The 16752-nt window shown below is 58.6% G+C and carries 21 protein-coding genes; 15 read left to right on the top strand and 6 right to left on the bottom strand.

Going from position 1 to position 16752, the window contains the following annotated elements; genetic code table 11:
• Positions 1-124 precede the first annotated feature (124 nt).
• From ACFQY0_RS17215 to ACFQY0_RS17195, 5 genes are all read left to right on the top strand, one after another.
• A complete protein-coding gene (locus ACFQY0_RS17215; protein ID WP_379714943.1) occupies positions 125-397 on the top strand; it encodes a c-type cytochrome in 273 nt (90 codons plus the stop codon).
• Positions 398-402: 5 nt separating this feature from the next.
• A complete protein-coding gene (locus ACFQY0_RS17210) occupies positions 403-765 on the top strand; it encodes a hypothetical protein (RefSeq protein ID WP_379714941.1) in 363 nt (120 codons plus the stop codon).
• A gap of 55 nt (positions 766-820) precedes the next feature.
• Entirely contained in the window at positions 821-1204 is a 384-nt protein-coding gene (locus ACFQY0_RS17205) for a hypothetical protein (protein WP_379714939.1), read from the top strand.
• Positions 1205-1301: 97 nt separating this feature from the next.
• Complete coding sequence (locus tag ACFQY0_RS17200; protein ID WP_379714937.1) at positions 1302-1604, top strand: hypothetical protein; 303 nt, start codon at positions 1302-1304, stop codon at positions 1602-1604.
• A 35-nt stretch (positions 1605-1639) separates the two neighbouring features.
• The gene (locus tag ACFQY0_RS17195) at positions 1640-2263 is read left to right on the top strand and encodes a LysE family translocator (RefSeq protein WP_379714935.1); all 624 of its coding nucleotides are present in this window, start codon (positions 1640-1642) and stop codon (positions 2261-2263) included.
• A gap of 82 nt (positions 2264-2345) precedes the next feature.
• Here the strand turns inward: ACFQY0_RS17195 and ACFQY0_RS17190 are convergent, their stop codons facing one another.
• The gene (locus ACFQY0_RS17190; protein ID WP_379714933.1) at positions 2346-3020 is read right to left on the bottom strand and encodes a L,D-transpeptidase; all 675 of its coding nucleotides are present in this window, start codon (positions 3018-3020) and stop codon (positions 2346-2348) included.
• A gap of 24 nt (positions 3021-3044) precedes the next feature.
• Positions 3045-3488: a hypothetical protein gene (locus ACFQY0_RS17185; protein ID WP_379714931.1), complete on the bottom strand. Its 444-nt coding sequence runs from the start codon at positions 3486-3488 to the stop codon at positions 3045-3047.
• Positions 3489-3698: 210 nt separating this feature from the next.
• Between ACFQY0_RS17185 and ACFQY0_RS17180 the strand changes: the two genes are divergently transcribed.
• Positions 3699-3983, top strand: a complete 285-nt coding sequence (locus ACFQY0_RS17180; RefSeq protein WP_379714929.1) for a 4a-hydroxytetrahydrobiopterin dehydratase — start codon at positions 3699-3701, stop codon at positions 3981-3983.
• Positions 3984-4014: 31 nt separating this feature from the next.
• Here ACFQY0_RS17180 and ACFQY0_RS17175 read toward each other — a convergent pair whose 3' ends face one another.
• Complete coding sequence (locus tag ACFQY0_RS17175; protein ID WP_379714927.1) at positions 4015-4791, bottom strand: VC0807 family protein; 777 nt, start codon at positions 4789-4791, stop codon at positions 4015-4017.
• A 109-nt stretch (positions 4792-4900) separates the two neighbouring features.
• Here ACFQY0_RS17175 and ACFQY0_RS17170 point away from each other — a divergent pair, with 109 nt between their 5' ends.
• Genes ACFQY0_RS17170 through mdoH form a run of 3 tightly spaced genes read left to right on the top strand, consistent with a single transcriptional unit; the run spans position 4901 to position 8786 of the window.
• Positions 4901-6445, top strand: coding sequence for an OpgD/OpgG family glucan biosynthesis protein (locus ACFQY0_RS17170; RefSeq protein WP_379714925.1), 1545 nt, complete (start codon positions 4901-4903; stop codon positions 6443-6445).
• Positions 6446-6453: 8 nt separating this feature from the next.
• Positions 6454-6765: a hypothetical protein gene (locus tag ACFQY0_RS17165; RefSeq protein WP_379714923.1), complete on the top strand. Its 312-nt coding sequence runs from the start codon at positions 6454-6456 to the stop codon at positions 6763-6765.
• Positions 6766-6785: 20 nt separating this feature from the next.
• The gene (mdoH, locus tag ACFQY0_RS17160; protein WP_379714921.1) at positions 6786-8786 is read left to right on the top strand and encodes a glucans biosynthesis glucosyltransferase MdoH; all 2001 of its coding nucleotides are present in this window, start codon (positions 6786-6788) and stop codon (positions 8784-8786) included.
• A 102-nt stretch (positions 8787-8888) separates the two neighbouring features.
• Here the strand turns inward: mdoH and fbaA are convergent, their stop codons facing one another.
• A complete protein-coding gene (gene fbaA, locus ACFQY0_RS17155) occupies positions 8889-9920 on the bottom strand; it encodes a class II fructose-bisphosphate aldolase (RefSeq protein ID WP_379715097.1) in 1032 nt (343 codons plus the stop codon).
• 139 nt (positions 9921-10059) lie between these two features.
• Here fbaA and ACFQY0_RS17150 point away from each other — a divergent pair, with 139 nt between their 5' ends.
• On the top strand, positions 10060-10911 hold the full coding sequence (locus ACFQY0_RS17150; RefSeq protein WP_379714919.1) for an ROK family protein: 852 nt from the start codon (positions 10060-10062) through the stop codon (positions 10909-10911).
• A gap of 20 nt (positions 10912-10931) precedes the next feature.
• Here ACFQY0_RS17150 and ACFQY0_RS17145 read toward each other — a convergent pair whose 3' ends face one another.
• A complete protein-coding gene (locus tag ACFQY0_RS17145; protein ID WP_379714917.1) occupies positions 10932-11822 on the bottom strand; it encodes an EamA family transporter in 891 nt (296 codons plus the stop codon).
• Positions 11823-12095: 273 nt separating this feature from the next.
• On the bottom strand, positions 12096-13412 hold the full coding sequence (locus tag ACFQY0_RS17140; RefSeq protein ID WP_379714915.1) for a CPBP family intramembrane glutamic endopeptidase: 1317 nt from the start codon (positions 13410-13412) through the stop codon (positions 12096-12098).
• 117 nt (positions 13413-13529) lie between these two features.
• On the opposite strand from ACFQY0_RS17140, the gene ACFQY0_RS17135 reads away from it, so the two are divergent.
• From ACFQY0_RS17135 to ACFQY0_RS17115, 5 genes are all read left to right on the top strand, one after another.
• On the top strand, positions 13530-13775 hold the full coding sequence (locus ACFQY0_RS17135; protein ID WP_379714913.1) for a phosphopantetheine-binding protein: 246 nt from the start codon (positions 13530-13532) through the stop codon (positions 13773-13775).
• A complete protein-coding gene (locus ACFQY0_RS17130; RefSeq protein ID WP_379714911.1) occupies positions 13772-14950 on the top strand; it encodes an FAD-dependent oxidoreductase in 1179 nt (392 codons plus the stop codon). Before ACFQY0_RS17135 ends, ACFQY0_RS17130 begins: the two co-directional genes overlap by 4 nt.
• A 107-nt stretch (positions 14951-15057) precedes the next feature.
• Positions 15058-15690: an RNA polymerase sigma factor gene (locus ACFQY0_RS17125; protein WP_379714909.1), complete on the top strand. Its 633-nt coding sequence runs from the start codon at positions 15058-15060 to the stop codon at positions 15688-15690.
• A complete protein-coding gene (locus tag ACFQY0_RS17120) occupies positions 15671-16258 on the top strand; it encodes a hypothetical protein (protein WP_379714907.1) in 588 nt (195 codons plus the stop codon). Before ACFQY0_RS17125 ends, ACFQY0_RS17120 begins: the two co-directional genes overlap by 20 nt.
• Positions 16255-16752, top strand: a complete 498-nt coding sequence (locus tag ACFQY0_RS17115) for a hypothetical protein (RefSeq protein WP_379714905.1) — start codon at positions 16255-16257, stop codon at positions 16750-16752. Before ACFQY0_RS17120 ends, ACFQY0_RS17115 begins: the two co-directional genes overlap by 4 nt.

Below are 16752 nucleotides of genomic sequence, written 5' to 3'. Positions count from 1 at the left end.
GGAAATGTCAAAGAATGATGGGTCTTGGCGGTTGCCTAGCGGGGAATGGGTGGGCTAGCGTCGTGTCATGACATGGCGGCAGAGCACATTCGGGGCCATTTTATTGGTTTCAGGCTGCGGATTGATGAGCGATCCGATTCCTGAAGCGACGCCCGAAATGGCACTCGAAATGGGGGTCGAGCAGGAACAATTGGCGCGAGGTCGCGAGATGTACCTGGCGAACTGCAACCGCTGCCACAATCGGGTACTCCCCGAGACGGTGGATCCTGAATACTGGCGCGGGGTAATGCCGCACATGGCCCGCAACGCCGAGCTCAGCGAGAGCCAGCAGGAAGATGTGCTGATTTATCTGATGGCCGCTCATGGAACCGTCCACGGCCTGAACCTCGAACATTGATTATTTTGAATAGGGATCTGCTGAAGTGGTTGGGTGCGGGATGGATGGTGGTGGCCATGGCGGCATGTTCGACGAGTGAACCAGACGCTTTTCCGAATGACCCGATGCGGGTGCTGAAGACCAAGTCCAGCGTCCCGATGCCCGACGAGGCAATGGCACAGCGCTCCGGGCAATCACTGGAGAAGCTCAAGCGGGGGCACTCGGTATTCATGATCAAGTGCACCGAGTGCCACGAGCCGCGAATTGCGGTGGAGACGGCGGATCCAAGTTGGCTGCTGACGATGCACGGAATGTCATGGAATGCGGGCATTGACGAGGCGGATGAAGAGGCCTTGATCGGCTACCTGCAGGTGGCGGCCGGAGAATGAGGCTCCGCAATATCCGGGGTTGAGGATTGAGCTCATGATCTTTAGGCTTCCGCGCATGCCGTTCCTGAAATTTCTCGCCGCCTGGGTTTTTGTGTCGCTGCTGATGTCATGCGGAGCAGGTGGTGGCGCGGGAGCAGCGAGCGGTGAGATGGGTGACATCCAGGACGACGGAGCGGTCGGAGGGATTTCCGAGGTGCCCAACCCCTCGCCCCAGATGGCAAAGGCCAGCGGAACGCCGCTGGAAACACTTCAGATCGGGCACTCGACCTACATGCTGACCTGCGCCCAGTGCCATGAATACATGCTGCCGGAGAATTTCTTCGAAGATGAGCTGGAAGATGCGATGCCGACGATGATCAAGCACGCGGGCCTGGGCCAGACGGAAGAGGATGCGGTGCTCGACTATCTGTTAGCCGTGAAGAAGGTGGAGGGGAGCTGAAAAACCTGAGGTTTCCTTCCGGGAATGCAGAATGGCAGCCCGCCGGAAGGACGGAGCCATTGCCGAAAGGAACCAGCGCTGATAGAGTGACAGGGCGATGAAGAAGTTGATGCTTGGATTTATTGGTGCGCTGCTTGCCGCCTGTGCCACGGAGCGGAATGGACCATCCGTTCCGGATGAGGCGATGGTGGATGCCAGCGGAGAGTCGGCAGTCACCTTGCAGCGCGGACGCGCGGTTTACATGTCGGATTGCGCTCGTTGTCACGACGCGAAAATGCCGAAGGAAATTTCATCGGAAGATTGGCACGTCATCCTGCCGGGAATGGCGTGGAATGCCGGGATCAGCAAAGCGGACGAGGACGCGGTCGAAGCCTACATTAAGGCGGTGCTCGCTCAGTAATGCGGAATTCTCGAAGAGGGCTTCTCTGAGTCGTGATGTCGATCCCTTTGGAGTTGCTCGCTTTCGCAGGAGTGCTGGCCTTGGGCCAGTTCAGTCCCGGCCCGGACATGCTGTTGCTGACACGCACGGCGTTGAGGGACGGGGCGCGGAATGGGGTCGTGATGGCCTGGGGAATCGCCACGGGTCTGAGCCTGCACGCGGCCCTCGCGATTGGCGGAATGGCCGTCGTTTTCGAACGCGTGGCCTGGCTGAGGGACGGCATGCGCTGGGTCGCGGCGGGCTACCTTGCATGGCTCGGATACCGGATGATCGTGGAGTGGTTCGTCCACGTCTACTCGGGTGCCCGCTACGACGAGCTCAAGCCGACCACAAGCAAGAGTGCCTTCGTTCAGGGTCTGCTATGCAACCTCCTCAATCCGAAGGTCGTGGTCTTTCTTGCCGCAGTGGTAGCACCATTTCTCGCCGGCGATCGCCCGGCATGGTGGCCATGGGCGCTGTGGGCGATCATTGTTTTCGAAGGGCTCACCCTCTGGGCGCTTTGGGCGCTGGTGCTGCAAATCAAATCGATCCGCGAAGGCTACCGCCGCGCAGGCCCATGGATCACCCTTGGTTTTGGCCTGGTCCTGTTAGGTTTGGCGGTGATGTTGCTGGTGAGGTGAGGGCTTTGTTAGGGCCGCGTGAGGGAAGTAATGGACCAGGATCCTTGGTCCTCAAACTCTTCTTCCTCGGGGCTAAAGTCGCTCACTCGAAACTGAGTGGCTTGTGATCAGAAAACGACGCATCGGAGAGGTAGTAGCTTGTGGAGTGGTCGGGTAGGGGGCCGCTGTCGGGCGGGAGGGGAATGCTCCCGTATTTGTAGTCTTCAGCCTGGGTGAGGGCGATGCTGATCGGGGTGCCTCGGGAGACGAGTTCGAAGAACTTGGGGGCGACATTCTTGTGCATGCGGATGGAGCCGTCGGTGCAGGGGGTGTGCTTGATCCAGCCGGTGTGAAATCCAATGCCGGGTTTGAATTCGACCCAGTAGGGAAGGGGAGCTCCTTTGAATGACCAGCCGGCGGGCTTGTTGGAACGCGTGCATCGTTTGCTTTGATCGCCGGAAAAGGCGTAGCCGAGATTTCGGGATCGCTCCCTGGCGTCTTTGCGGGTCACGCGGAATTCTCCGAGAGGCGTGGGGCTGTCGGGCATGCCGACGGAGACAGGCATCACGAGCAGGGGCTTGTCACCTTCCATGACGTAGACGCGCTGGCGGGAGGTGGAGACTTTGACTCTAACAGCCGAGGGGTCGGTCGGGCGGGTGGCCGGACGTTCGTAGGCGTCGTAGGCTTCGATACCTGAGGGCTGAGGCCCTCTTAAATCGATGCAGGCGGGGAGGCTGAGAGCAAGAGTCGCGACGATGAGAAGCTGGGCTTTTCTCATGAAAACAGGCGTGCAGGAATTCGATCAGCGGGCGCTTTCCCATTTGGTGACTTGATTGTCACGGAACCAGACAGAGGCCTTTTCGTAAGGGATGTAAGTGACCTGTTGGCCGACTCCGTAGCCATAGCCGGGATAGCGTCGGCCATAATATCCTCGTCCATAGTATCCGCCGTAAGCGCCTCCATAGAAATTCGAGGAGTAGACGGGGGTCGAGCCGGTGTAGTCCCAGCGAAGGGTGGAGGTGTTCTCGTCGGCTCCCACGAATTCACGGGAAGGCTTTCCCCAGGCGTAGTAAACGGCATCCGGGCTCATGCCTCGGCGGATCTGGCCTTGGCGGACGAGGGCCTGATCCTTGTCGCTGAGTTTCCAGAACTTTTCAGGGCTCTGCTCAATCCGGGCTTCCGGTGTCGTAGGGACGCAGGAGGCGAGCAGAAGGAGAGAAAGAAATGCAAGGCTGCGAAGGAGCATGGGAGAAACATGAGCCCGGATCGGGTCGGACGCAACTGCGACGGTGGGAATCGAGTGGCGGCGATTCGCGGCATTCTCTTTCAGATCGAAGTGCGATCACCTTTGCTCATTCTCCTATTGATCGAGGAAACTTGACAAGAAACTCCGGGAATCTCGCTTGCCAAGGCGGAAGATGAAGGCTCAGTCTTCCACCAGAAACCCAAGAACCATATGTCTGACCTGCTCGATCAAGAGGAACTGAAGTCCGCCCTGAAGAAGCGCCCGGAGTGGGATCTCGAAGGGAAGTCGATCACCCGCGTGGTCGAGTTCGAGGACTACATGGAGGGGATCGATTTCGTGAATCTGGTGGCGGAAGTCGCCGAGGAAGCCCAGCACCACCCGGACATCACGATCAATTACACGAAGGTGACGATCAGTCTGACATCCCACGAGGCCGGTGGCATCACCGAGGACGATATCGAGTTGGCCGATCGGATCAGCAATCTCGTGGATTGAAGAAAGGCTGCGGGTTTAAATCCTGCATGACCTATCTTGGCAGCAACAATTCCTCGTCCTTAAGACCGGTAACTTCACGCAGGCCCTTGAGGAGCTTCTGGAGGGTGAAGTAGAGGAAAATGAGCAGCGGGATGCCGATCACGGCGAAGCCCCAACCGGTGAGTTTGCCGATGATGCCGTTGTAGACTTCCAGAGCATCGGCCGCCGTGCGGTCGAAGCCGCGAAAGAACCAGAGAGAGAGCAGCACGTTCAGGATCGAGCTGACAAAAAAGGAGACGGCAAAGAGGTGGGTGGCTTGTCTGATGACGGTCTGGTAACCGCTTTCCGCATTTCTCAAACCAACGGTCTTTTCAATCTTCGGGATGTCGAAGAGCGAGTCGTTGTAGAGGAAGACGTTGATCAATGGAGTCGCGGATTTCTGCGAGAGCAGGACGGCGATGCCGAGGGCCAGGGGGATGGCTCCTTCCTTGATCCCGAAAAGCATGCCGGCATGCTCTTTGACCGAGCCATCCTGATTCCAGAGATAAAGAGTGAGGCCACCAGTGAGCACGACGGAGAAGAGTCCGAGGCCGGAGAAAAAGTTGAACTTCCTTGTTTTGGCGAAATGCCAGATGCCGTAGCCGAGGGGCAGGGCGAGAGCCACGATGATCGCCTTGAGAGGTCCGATGTGCCAGACTCTCGCGGTCTTGCCCAACTGTTCCTGGAGCGCGGGATCCTTGCTCAGGTAACTGAGGATCAACACGGGGATCAGCACGTTGATCAGGATGTTCGCCAGGGGGTGCTCTTGATGCGTTTTGTTCTCAGGCATGGGTCAGCCCCAGAGAGACCTAGTGACGCCTTCCGCGCAAACCAGAAAATCGGCACAGCCCAAAGAAGCGGCAATTCGGGTTGGTATGAATCATGCGAAGATCCCCCGTATGAAGGGACTGATTCATGGTTTTCTGCTCAATTTTGCAACGTTGGGGAGTGCATTTGCATTCCAGTTCGACGATGTGGAAAGCCTGGCTCGTGACCTGGCTCAGAAGCCATACCGTGGCAAGGAAGACGGGGCGACACTGCCTAAGTCGCTGGAGCTGATGAACTATGATCAGTATCGGGCGATCAAGAACCGGCCTGAGGGGAGACTTTGGCAGGAAGAGGGGCTGCCATTTCGTCTCGAACTTCTGCACTCCGGCTATCTTTTCAAGCGTCCGGTCAAATTGCACGAAGTCTCGGGCGAAAATGGTGAGGTCTCTGAAATTGGATTCGACCCGCAGCGCTATGATTATGCCGACCTGATTGTGGATGATGATCCAAAGTCCTGGTCCTCGCTCACGGGTTATGCGGGATTCCGGATTCAGCATCCCCTGAACGGGGGGAGCGAACAATGGGACGAGATCGGCTCCTTTGTGGGAGCGAGCTATTTTCGAGTCCTTGGCCAGGACCAGCGCTATGGACTGTCGGCTCGGGGGTTGGCCATCAATGTGGCCAACTCGGGAACCCTCGAGGAGTTCCCCGACTTCATCGCCTACTGGTTGGTAAAACCGAAGCCAGGGGATCGTGGGCTGACCATTTATGCGTTGTTAGAGGGGCCGAGTGTCACCGGAGCCTATGAGTTTCAAATCGTCCCGGGAGTCAGCACGGAAGTGGATGTGAGAGTCTCGTTGTTCTTCCGCAATCAAGTCGCATCGCTGGGCATGGCCCCTCTGACCTCGATGTTTCTCTATGGGGAGAACTCACGTGAGCGGCCGTTTCGTGACTGGCGTCCGGAGGTCCACGATTCGGATGGTCTGCTTGTCGCAACGCGAACGGGAGAGCTGGTTTGGCGGCCATTGCTGAATATGGAACAAATCAGGTTTTCTGCTTTCGAGGTCGAGAACCCCCGAGGATTCGGGCTGATGCAGCGGGACCGGAATTTTACCCACTACCAGGACCTGGATAATCCCTATCACCTGACGCCGAGCTACTGGGTCGAGTGTCAGGGCGACTGGGGGAAGGGCAAGGTCCGGCTCATCGAACTTCCCACGCCCTATGAGACTTATGATAACATCGTGGCCTTCTTTGAACCTGATGAAATGCCTGAAGCCGGTGAGGCTCTGAGTTTTTCCTACGTGTTGAAATCGACGATGCATCTGGAAGAGGGCCTTTCCCCTGAACGGGTGGTGGCGACCCGCGTCGGAGTGGATCCGATCTATGGAGATACCCGACGCTTCGTGGTGGACTTTGATGGACCCACCCTGAGGTCGATGGATAAGACGAGTGCTGTGTACGCCGTCATCGATTCGGGCCCGAATGGATACATCACGGAAAATCGCTGCTTCAAGAACGAGCAGACCGGCGGGTGGAGAGTCGCATTCAAACTCGATACTGACGATCACAACCAGGATCCTGTGGAGTTGAGATGTTTCCTCAAGCTTCAGCCTGAAGGCCAGACCCTCACAGAGACATGGAGCTATCAATGGTTACCTGAAAATAAAAACTAACGAAAACAATGAATACGATAACTGAAAAAGACAACGAGCTTGCACGCAGGATGTCGTGCTACCGCCGACTGGCTCAGGTTGACGGTGCCGAAGATGTGAAATCCCTGATGGAAAGTGTGAGCGCCAGTTTGAAGGAGCGGAAGATTTGCCTCGTCGAAGCGGATCACTCAGCACAGGAAATGGTCCCCAAAACTCTCAGCTACCTTTGGCAGCGTCCCGCCCACAGCGGCCGTAAGGGCATGATTGCCAGCTGGGTTCGCTGGTTGAGCTGGTCGAGCTGGTCGAGCCGGGGGAATGGTTCCCTGACGCTCAAGAACTAGCAGTTCGACACTGAGATCATATGAATCAGAGAAGCTGGACGGCGCCACTATTCGCTTTCTTCGTGGCGACTCTCACACTGATTGGCGTCTGCCTTTTCAGTCTGGTGGTCGGGGCACGTGGATGGACCGTGGGGGAGATGTTGCTGATGGCGGTGTTCGTGCCTCTATTCGGATATCTTTCATTCGGCTTTGCCCATGCCTTGATTGGGATTCTTGTGAGATGGGGGGGAGATCGCGATGTGCTCCATCCTGACGAAGCGGTCCAGGTGCCGTCCGACGCTCGGGTCGCGATCGTGATGCCGGTCTACAACGAGCCGGTGGAACGCGTATTCCGTGGACTCAAGGCGACATTCAACTCACTGCGAGAACTGGATCCCGAGGAATACTTCGACGTCCACATTCTGAGCGATTCCACTTCTGCGCAGCAGTGGATCAAAGAGGAACTCGCGTGGCTTGAATGGATTCAGGAGGAGGGTCTGGAAGGTCGGGTGTTCTACCGACACCGGAGTGATAACGTTGGAAAGAAAGCGGGCAATGTGGCGGAATTCTGCCGTCGCTGTGGTGCGGCCTACGAGGCGATGGTGGTGCTGGATGCGGATAGCGTGATGAGTGGCGAAACGCTTCTTGAGATGCGTCGAAGACTGCTCTCTAACAACAAGATTGCCCTGATTCAGACGGTGCCGGCGCTGTTCGGTGCGAATACGCTCTATGGCCGCATTCAGCAGTTTTCCAATCGCCTCTATGGTCCGGTCTTCATGGATGGATTGGCATTCTGGCAGCAGCATCATGGAAACTTCTGGGGGCACAATGCGATCATTCGGCTCAAGCCATTCATTCAGGAATGCGCACTGCCCGAGCTGCCTGGTCCGGAACCCTTTGGGGGGCCGATTCTGTCGCATGACTTTGTCGAAGCCAGCCTGCTCGTGAGAGCGGGCTGGGAAGTCTGGCTGGCGCCGGACCTGGGCGGCAGTTATGAAGAAGGTCCTCCTACCCTCATTGATGCGGCTCAACGGGATCAGCGCTGGTGTCAGGGAAATCTTCAGCATTCCTTGTTGCTGGTGGCACGCGGCATGAGTGGTCGCTCGCGTCTTCACTTCCTGAACGGCATCCTCGGTTATCTCTCCTCACCCTTGTGGCTGATCCTGACGCTTCTCGGTCTGCTGGTTCTCGGTTCCCAGGAATCCAACGAGGTGGTGGTGGCGACCCAGCTGCTTGTGTTTACCGCGATTCTGCTATTTCTGCCCAAGCTGCTTTGTCTGATCGACCTGATGTCGGATGAGAAACGCCGCGAGAGTTTTGGTGGTATCGGCAACGCGCTGAAGGGGGTGCTGTTAGAAACCAGCTTGTCCGCGCTGCTGGCGCCGATCAATATGATGTTTCATACCCGTTTCGTGATCTGGAACCTGATGGGCCGAAAGGTGGGCTGGAACACGCAAAATCGGGAGTCGGCCGGAACGACCTGGGCGGAGGCATGGAAGGCCCACTATGGGCACGTGATCTCGGGTGTGCTCCTGGCGCTCCTGGCGGGGTTTTCCGGTGGCGCCGCCGGCCTGATCCTGGCTTCGCCGATCATCATTGGGCTTCTCTCCAGCGTCGCAGTATCAGTTCTAACCAGCCGCCCCAGAAAGTCGGCCTCCCTGCTGATTACGCCGGAGGATCTCTCGCCCCCGGAGGTTCTGAAGGCAGTCTCGCTGCCTTCTCCGACGCAGGCTTCCGACGGGGGACTGGCTGATGTCATGCTTCATCCTGTGATCAATGCGGCCCACCTCGCCTTGCAGCCAATCGCTGGTGACGGGGACGCCGCACCGATCCCCTTCGGTCTCGAGGAGCGCTTGCTCAAGGATGGGCCGGAAGAATTGACGAATGAGGAGAAGATGCTGCTTCTGAATAGCCCTGCCTGGATGGCATCCCTTCACGAGAAGTTATGGCAACTGCCCAATGGCGAGCTCCATCATGCCTGGAGCGGAAAGCGCATGGAACTCATGAACGTCGTCCATCATCAAGAGGTCAAACAAGCCTGAACGAATCTGCGGATTTGGGATCAGGTCACAAAAAAAACCCGGAGCGGACAGCTCCGGGCTTTTTGTTGGATCGTATCATCGGGCATGAACGCCCGACTTCGGTCAGACCGTGCCGAAGATGGTCTTGCCGGTCGACTTGAGTTCGTCGCAGGCCTGCTTCATCCGATCGCAGAGTCCTTGCTCGCCCTTCTTGAGGTAGGAGCGTGGGTCGTAGACCTTCTTGATGCCGACTTCTCCGTCAATCTTGAGCACGCCTTCGATGTTCTCGCAGATGTGAGTGACGATGGGGCGGGTGAAGGCATACTGGGTGTCGGTGTCGATGTTCATCTTCACCACGCCGTAGTCGAGGGTCTCCTGGAGGTCTTCGCTGGAAGTTCCGGAGCCGCCGTGGAAAACGAGATCCATTTCCGCGTCGGCACCGTGCTTGTCGGTGACGGCCTTCTGACCATCGCGGAGGATGGTGGGCTTGAGCTTCACGGAGCCTGGCTTGTACGCGCCGTGGACGTTGCCGAAGGTGGCAGCGAAAAGGAAGCGGCCGATGGGCTGAAGGGCTTCGTAGACCTGCACCATGTCTTCTGGAGTGGTGTAGAGCTTTTCAATCGGGAGACCGGAGGTGTCGTGACCGTCTTCCTCACCACCGACGCAGCCGGCTTCAACTTCGAGAATGATGCCGAGCTCGGCGCACTCCTTGAGGAGTTCCTTGGAAATCTTGAGGTTTTCATCGAGGTCGACGACGGAGCCATCGAACATGTGGGATTGGAAAAGTGGACCTTTTCCTGCGGCAACGCGCTCACGCGAAGCCTGAAGAAGGGGCTTGAGGAAGCCTTCGACTTTTTCCGGATGGCAGTGGTCGGTGTGGAGGCCGATCAGCACGTCGTATTTCTCGGCGAGGGCATGGCAGGCTTCGGCGAGGATGATCGCACCGAAAGCGGCGTCCTTGACGGCGGTGCCGGATGCGAACTCGCCGCCACCGGTGGAAACCTGGATGATGCCGTCCGATTTTGCTTCGGCGAAGGCTTTCAGCGCACCGTTGATGGTGGTGAGCGAGGTCACATTGATTGCTGGATAAGCATACCCACCCTTTTGGGCGGCATCGAGCATGGCGGCGTATTGTGCTGGAGTTGCGACTGGCATAGCGACGCTGGAGTAGCGGTTCACATGCCAACGCGCAAGGCGGAGTTTGCCCGGATTTTGACACACGCTGTCCGGGATTCTCCTCTCGATCGTCGCGTGGAATCCGAGTTCGGCCTTGGCTTTGCGCGCTGACAAGCCCATGAAAAAGGGCGTGATTGCAGGAATCGAAATGGGCGGGACCAAGACGGTGGTCGCTGTCGGACAGGCGGATGGGACGGTTCTGGAGGAATTTCGCTATCCGACGACGGACGGGGAAGAAACTTTCAAGACGGCGATCGAATGGTTGCGCGAACGCGGTGAACCGAGGGCGATCGGGGTGGCCGCCTTCGGACCGGTTAGTGTGAACAAGGCACGTCCGGATTATGGGCAAATGCTCAAGACACCCAAACCGGGTTGGGCAGGGTTTTCGATCGTCGGCGCGCTGAAGGAGGCCTTTCCGAATGTGAAGGTCGAGATCGAGACTGATGTGAATGCCGCGGTGCTGGCAGAGGCGAACGGTTTGGCGGATGTGGCGTACATCACCATTGGCACGGGCATCGGCGGAGGCGTGATGGCGGATGGCAAGCTGCTTCATGGAGCCGTGCACTCGGAATTCGGACACTGGTTTCCGAGGAAGGCGGCAGGCGATGATTTTGGAGGCGTCTGTCCCTTTCACGGCGATTGCCTGGAAGGTCTGGCAAGTGGTCCGGCGATGACGAAGCGCTGGGGCAAGGAACCAAAAGAGTTGTTGGCGGACCCTCAAGCTTGGGAGTTTGAAACCTACTACCTGGCGCAGGCCTGCATGACCTTGCTCGCTTCGGTGAATCCGTCGCGCGTGGTGATTGGTGGCGGCGTCTCACAGGCGGAGGGGTTCCATGCCATGGTCGAGGAAAAGCTGCGCACCATGGCCAAAGGATACTTCGCCGCTTTGGAGGAAAACACCCCATTCGTCGTGCCTCCGCTTCATGCTCAGCAGGCGGGCATTCGAGGTGCCCTGATGCTCCTGGCATGACAGCCGGTGAAGCACCGCTGCTAGTTGAGTAGGAGCACGCCGCCGATGATGCCGGCAACGCAGAGTGCCTTGAGGCCGAGATGGCGCTCGCGAAACATCAGGATGCCTAACAGAAACGAAACGATCACCGAACTGCGCCGTACCGGCGAGATCAGGGAAATCAGGGCGTCTGGCTGACTGATGGCAATGAAATAGAGGATGTCGGCCGCGAGCAGCGTCAGTCCGATGACCGGAATCGCCCAGTGCCAGCGAAAGGGCCGGCGTTTGGAGGATCGGCTGGCGATGATCATTCCGGGGGCGAGGAGCACGACAAGGTAGATGGTAAACCAGGCCTGAACTGCGGAAGGTGCGAGCGCTTCGCTCTGCAGGAGGAACTTGTCATAGAGCGCGGAAAGGGCTCCGAGCAGGGTGGCGCCAATCATCAGGAAGACCCCCTTGTCCCTATGGAAATGGATGTCTTCTTTCTTTCCGACAAAGGTGAATGCGAAGAATGAAACGAGGATCATGCTGATGCCTCCCCACTGCTTCGCCGAGGGTGACTCGGCGAAAAACAACACGGCAATGGCAATCGTCCACAGCGGACCGGTGGCACGAATCGGCGACGCGATCGAAAGCGGAAGCGATTTGAGCCCGTGATAGCCGCACAGCCACGACGAACCGACCAAGGCCGCTTTGGCAAAAAGCAGGGGGTGAGCCCATCCACTGATCTGCGAAACATTGAAGAATTCGTGAGGCAGTGAGTCCGGAGAAATCGCCGACCAGATCGCAAAGGGGAGCCAGACGGCAGCAGACGCCGCGACGCTGCCGAAGAGCACGGGCATCACCTCGTTGTCCCTCAGGGCGAGCTTCTTGAAATAGTCGTAGAAGCCCAGCAGCAGGGCGGATAGGATGGATAAGGCGAGCCAGGACACGGGAGTGGTTTGGTCCAACAGTTCAGGAAGTAAAGCGAGCACTCGATCGGGCAGTGCTCGCCCTTCTTGCCCGTCAGTTTTTCTTCGAGTGAGAGTATTTCAAGGATGACTGGCGCCCGGTGGCTCCGATCCTGCCAACCAGTTTGGGCGCATTCTTTTGCGGACGAGCCGTTAGACTCTCAACTTCCGTCCATCAGGAAAGCTTGGAGCAAACCTGGGCGCGGGACGTTGAGAATGCAAGCCGCAGGCTTCCATGAGCAGTGGACTGGCAGATTAGAAGTCAGAGTAGAGCCCGTTGTAGAGGGGCCAGCTTGCCGCGGTGATGATGCCGTTGGTGAGGGCGTGATAGATGATGGGAGTCCAGAGTGAACCGGTGGCGCGATAGAGCACGCAAGCGACGATGCCGAAGCTGGCGACCGACAAGCTCCCCTGAAAACCATAGAAGTGAATCATGGCAAAGAGGAAGGTCGAGAGGAGCGCGGCCGGCCAGAAACCCGAGCGACGTTCGAGGCTTTGGAAAAGGAATCCACGGAAGACGAGTTCTTCGGCAATCGGGGCGAAGATGACTGCCGAGATGATCGAGTAGACGAGCCCACTCATGCCGTCTTCTTCGAAATAAATGTGGCTCGTGGTATCGGTGAGATTGGCCCATTCGCAGAGTTTCCAAATGATCAGATCATAGGTGATGACGATGGGTAACATGCCGAAAAGCGGCTTCCACTGAGAGGGAGTGTGCAGCTTGAGAATGCGGCTTCCATGACGCCAGCTTGCGAAGGCTACCGATGCCAGAAATGCCGGACCTGCAAATCGCCAAAGCCCATCGAGGAGAACGCTTTCCCAGAGTGATCCCTGCCAGCTAACAGGTAGGGGAACGAGCGAGTAGGCAAGGCCGACGAACCAGTCGCCCGAAAGGATGATGATAAAGATGAGTCCCAGAATCCAGAGTGGATGCCAGCAGCGGGTGATCGGCGAGGCGGCTTGATGGTTGACCGTCCTGAAACAAGCAAGAGCCGCAGGGATGAAGGGTAGGCCGACGACGAACGCCGCGACCCAGATGGCGAGAGAGGCGATCCAGAGACGAAGGATCGTCTTCCGCTGGCGCAGTTCGTCGCGGATCGTGGCGGCAGCCCATTGGGGCGGGTTGTCACCGAAGTGGCCTTGCATTGCCTCGACTTCCCATGCCCAGTGGCCCTCATCGTAACTCTCCCTTTTCCAGCGCTTCAGGATCGTGTCACTGGGAGGCTCGGGACTTGAACTGCTGAGCGACTTCATCAGGCGCAGGGACTGCTCGCCCTTGCCGTTGAGGAGATCGGCCTCGCGGAGTTTTTCGAAATAGTCGACGCAGGATGCTTTCGCGCCCTCGGACGAATCGAAGAGCAGGAAATATTGCAGCCAGAGCGGATCGTCTTCGAGTTCGGTCGCGATCGCCCACGTGGGTTCGCAGAGACGGTAAGCGGACTCGGCAGCTTCGGAGGTGTCGGGCTCCTGCTGATAGTAACTGATCAATGAAGCGAACCACCAGGCGAGGAGAATGCCGAAGATCCACTTCGGGATCCGACGCGATCCGATCATTCGATAGCGGCTGAGCATGTCCGGCACGGGAGCGTTCAATCAGAATTCTTCGCTTTTGCAATCTGCTAGCTTCGCTACCGAAGAATGCATGGCGGGTCTTGATCCGGGAGGAAGATGGAGGGATGCTCCCGGACGATGACGGCTGAGTGCGATCCGGATGATGTGCTGAAAATGCTGCGCGAGGAGGGAATCCTTGAGTTGGCGGATGATTGTGGCGTGGAGGTGGATCTCTTTGAGGCGGGTCTGGATTCGATGGCGGTCATGCAGCTGATTGTGATCATCGAGGAACGCTACGGCGTGGCGCTCGGCGTTGCGGATGCAAGCCGTGAAGCATTGGGAACGCCGCTGAACATGGCGGCTACGATCAACTCAAAGCGATGAAGGTCGATGTCTTGGTCATCGGTGGCGGAAGCGCCGGACTGGCGGCGGCGGTGACCTCGGCGCGCGCGGGCTTGAACACCGTGATGGTCGAGCGGCATGGCATGGCGGGCGGCATGGGTACGGCATCGCTGGTGCACACATTTTGCGGACTTTATCTCATCGACGGCGATGAGGCTCGCCATGCGAATGTCGGTTTGCCGGAAGAAATCGCGGATCGAATGATCATGGCGACGCGCAGCGGACCCGTGAAGATGGGTCGCGTGTGGGTGCTGCCGCAGCATCCCGTCGAGTTTGCACGCATTTCTGATGAACTGCTGCGCGAAAGCGGCGTGAAGGTGCTCTTTCACTCGGAAGTGGTTTCGCTGGAGCCTGGATGGCGGGCCAAGGTCGTTTGCCGTGGTGAATTCCATAAGGTGGAGGCGGCTGCGGTGATCGATGCGAGTGGCGATGCGGTCGGCGCGGCGATGCTTGGCTTGGAGGATCAGCGGGCGGCGGCCGACCGCTTGCAGCGACCGGCCTACGTGAGCGGCATCCAGGGCGTGATCGGTGAACTTGCAGGGCTGACCTTGAGTGGAAGGATCGTCGAAGGGATCCGCTCGGGGGATTTGCCGAAAGCGGCGCTCGGCATGCATTTCCGCAGCAGCGGACGCCCTGGGGAAATCTTTGGAACACTCGATCTATCAGGTGAAGAGAGCGGTGCTTACGATCCCACTGATCCGGCATGCCTTTCAGCGCTGGAGGAAGCCGGACGGACGGTGACGGGCGCGGTGATGAGGTATTTTCAGGCAAAGCAGGAAGGCTGGGAGCGGGCATACGTTTCCCATTGGCCAGCTCGGGCAGGCGTGCGCGAGAGCCGCCGCTATCGTGGCGACAGGGTCCTAACAGGAGACGATGTGCTTTCAGCTCGGCGCTTCGATGATGAGGTCGCTCTGGCAAGCTGGCCGCTGGAATTGCGCGAAACCAACCGTGGTCCGAAGCTTCGCTATCCCGAAGGTGGCCAGCCTGCGGGAATCCCGGCGGGCGCCCTGAGGGTGGCGGGGATGCCTGGCCTCTACGTCGCGGGGCGCTGCATTTCCTGCGACCACCAGGCGCAGGCTTCAATCCGGGTGATGGGGACCTGCTTCGCCACCGGTCAGGCAGCGGGGCGGATGGTCGCCGGCAGCCCGGCTGAATAAGTCAACCGGCTCAGCCCCGTTCGCGGCTAATGATTTGCCAGCGGGGGAGAGGGACTCCATCCTTTCCGCGTGGATCGGCCTGGTAGAGCACCAAAAATGACACGGAGATGAATAATCCCGAGCCATCAACGTCGAATAGTGCACCCGAGGTCGAAAATGAAGAGACCGACGAGGTGCTGGTGGCCCGCGCTCAGGCGGGGGACTCCCGTGCCTACGACGCTCTCGTTACCCGTCACCGGGGCCGAATCTACGCCATGATCCGCCAAATGATCAAAAACGAAGCCGACGCGTGGGACCTCTCTCAAGAGGCTTTCATCAAGGCTTGGAAAGCGCTGCCCCGCTTCGAGGCCAAGGCGCGCTTCACGACGTGGCTCTATCGAATCGCCCACAACACCGTCTACGACTGGGTTCGGCGGAAGCGACCGGAGTCAGGCGGCGAGCTCAACGATGAGATTTTTGGCGAAGACCGCATCGATCCGGCATCGGTGACCACCCCGACGATGGACCGCGCTCCCGATGCGGAGATGGCCGGTGGCGAGCTGCGCGACAAGATCGAGGCGGCGCTTGAGCAACTTTCCCCGCAACATCGCGAGTGCGTGGTGTTGAAAGATGTCCAGGGCTTGGCGTATAAAGAAATCGCCGAAGTCATGGATTGTTCGATCGGAACGGTGATGAGCCGTCTCCACTACGCCCGCCAGAAACTGCAAACCCTGCTGAAAGATGAATACGAAGCCCGATGACGAACTGTTGGCCCTGTGGGTCGAAGACGAACTGAGCGGAGAATCGCTGAGCACGGTCGATGCTTGGGCATCGGAGCAAAGCGAGTGGCTTGAGCGGCGCGAGCAAGCGCGTTCGTGGAAGTCACTCATCGGTGGCGTGCTGCCTGCCAGCGAGGAAGTGCCCCACGCCGAATTTTTCAATGCGCGGATCAGCCGTGAGATCGAGGCCAGCGCTGAAGCTGTCCCGGATGCCGCTCAGCAGGTGGCTCCTAAGGTCGTGCCAATGCGCAGCACGCCGAAGTGGGCGTGGTTCCTCCCGGCTGCGGCGGCGGCGGGCATGGTCTTCGGCTTTGTAATCGGACGCGGAGGACCCGAAGTCGCGACGGATGGGGCGAAGCTGCCGACGGCCACTTTGGCACCGGTTCTTTACACCCCGACCCAGGGAGTGAAGGCCGAGTATGTATCGACCGACGATGCGACGGTGATCGTGCTTGCCGGCGTCGATGCGATTCCTGATAGCTGGGAAATTCCCGAAACTGCCGTTCTGGAGAAAGAGGGTCCACGCACCGCATCCCGCGAGTTGAAATGAAGCTGATCGCGATGTGGCTGCTCTGCCTGCTTTTGCCCGCCTCCCTGATGGCGGCTGATCCGGGGCGAGATGAGATCTCAAACGTCAAGGTGATGGTCTACCACGCCACAAATGGCGACCCCAAGGTGGCAGGCGACAAGGCGCTCGAAGTGCCGCAGGAGACGATCAAGTGGCTTGCTTCAAAAGAGAGCCTCAAATTCGAACACTACCGCCTGCTGGGCACGGATTCCAAACCACTCTATCGAAGCTACGAGAACTGGGCACAGCCCATCTCCGGCAGCGATGAAATCCTCTGCCGCTTTGAAGTGGCCAGCCGGCTCTCGAAGGATTCAATCCGAATCGACCTCGAGCTCTGGCTGAGCCGGAAGAAAATCCTCAAATCCGGAGTGGCCCTGACGGCAGGAAAACCAGTCGTAGTCCTCGGCCCGCAATGGCGAGGCGGACGGATGATCGTCTCGGTCGAGCTTGCGCCACCGGCAAACAAGGGGCAATAG

The sequence above is a fragment of the Haloferula chungangensis genome, assembly GCF_042664875.1.
GTDB classification, from domain to species: domain Bacteria; phylum Verrucomicrobiota; class Verrucomicrobiia; order Verrucomicrobiales; family Akkermansiaceae; genus Haloferula; species Haloferula chungangensis.
Note: the sequence above shows the minus strand (reverse complement) of the source record. Positions and strands in the feature narration are given on the sequence as shown.

Coding starts and splice junctions, on each gene's coding strand:
- ACFQY0_RS17185 (WP_379714931.1), bottom strand. CDS start 3,488: ATGCTCCTTCGCAGCCTTGCATTTCTTTCTCTCCTTCTGCTCGCCTCC.
- ACFQY0_RS17125 (WP_379714909.1), top strand. CDS start 15,058: ATGAATAATCCCGAGCCATCAACGTCGAATAGTGCACCCGAGGTCGAA.
- ACFQY0_RS17130 (WP_379714911.1), top strand. CDS start 13,772: ATGAAGGTCGATGTCTTGGTCATCGGTGGCGGAAGCGCCGGACTGGCG.
- ACFQY0_RS17205 (WP_379714939.1), top strand. CDS start 821: ATGCCGTTCCTGAAATTTCTCGCCGCCTGGGTTTTTGTGTCGCTGCTG.
- ACFQY0_RS17115 (WP_379714905.1), top strand. CDS start 16,255: ATGAAGCTGATCGCGATGTGGCTGCTCTGCCTGCTTTTGCCCGCCTCC.
- ACFQY0_RS17120 (WP_379714907.1), top strand. CDS start 15,671: ATGAATACGAAGCCCGATGACGAACTGTTGGCCCTGTGGGTCGAAGAC.
- ACFQY0_RS17180 (WP_379714929.1), top strand. CDS start 3,699: ATGTCTGACCTGCTCGATCAAGAGGAACTGAAGTCCGCCCTGAAGAAG.
- ACFQY0_RS17200 (WP_379714937.1), top strand. CDS start 1,302: ATGAAGAAGTTGATGCTTGGATTTATTGGTGCGCTGCTTGCCGCCTGT.
- ACFQY0_RS17175 (WP_379714927.1), bottom strand. CDS start 4,791: ATGCCTGAGAACAAAACGCATCAAGAGCACCCCCTGGCGAACATCCTG.
- ACFQY0_RS17135 (WP_379714913.1), top strand. CDS start 13,530: ATGACGGCTGAGTGCGATCCGGATGATGTGCTGAAAATGCTGCGCGAG.
- ACFQY0_RS17215 (WP_379714943.1), top strand. CDS start 125: ATGAGCGATCCGATTCCTGAAGCGACGCCCGAAATGGCACTCGAAATG.
- ACFQY0_RS17140 (WP_379714915.1), bottom strand. CDS start 13,412: ATGCTCAGCCGCTATCGAATGATCGGATCGCGTCGGATCCCGAAGTGG.
- ACFQY0_RS17195 (WP_379714935.1), top strand. CDS start 1,640: ATGTCGATCCCTTTGGAGTTGCTCGCTTTCGCAGGAGTGCTGGCCTTG.
- mdoH (WP_379714921.1), top strand. CDS start 6,786: ATGAATCAGAGAAGCTGGACGGCGCCACTATTCGCTTTCTTCGTGGCG.
- fbaA (WP_379715097.1), bottom strand. CDS start 9,920: ATGCCAGTCGCAACTCCAGCACAATACGCCGCCATGCTCGATGCCGCC.
- ACFQY0_RS17170 (WP_379714925.1), top strand. CDS start 4,901: ATGAAGGGACTGATTCATGGTTTTCTGCTCAATTTTGCAACGTTGGGG.
- ACFQY0_RS17165 (WP_379714923.1), top strand. CDS start 6,454: ATGAATACGATAACTGAAAAAGACAACGAGCTTGCACGCAGGATGTCG.
- ACFQY0_RS17190 (WP_379714933.1), bottom strand. CDS start 3,020: ATGAGAAAAGCCCAGCTTCTCATCGTCGCGACTCTTGCTCTCAGCCTC.
- ACFQY0_RS17150 (WP_379714919.1), top strand. CDS start 10,060: ATGAAAAAGGGCGTGATTGCAGGAATCGAAATGGGCGGGACCAAGACG.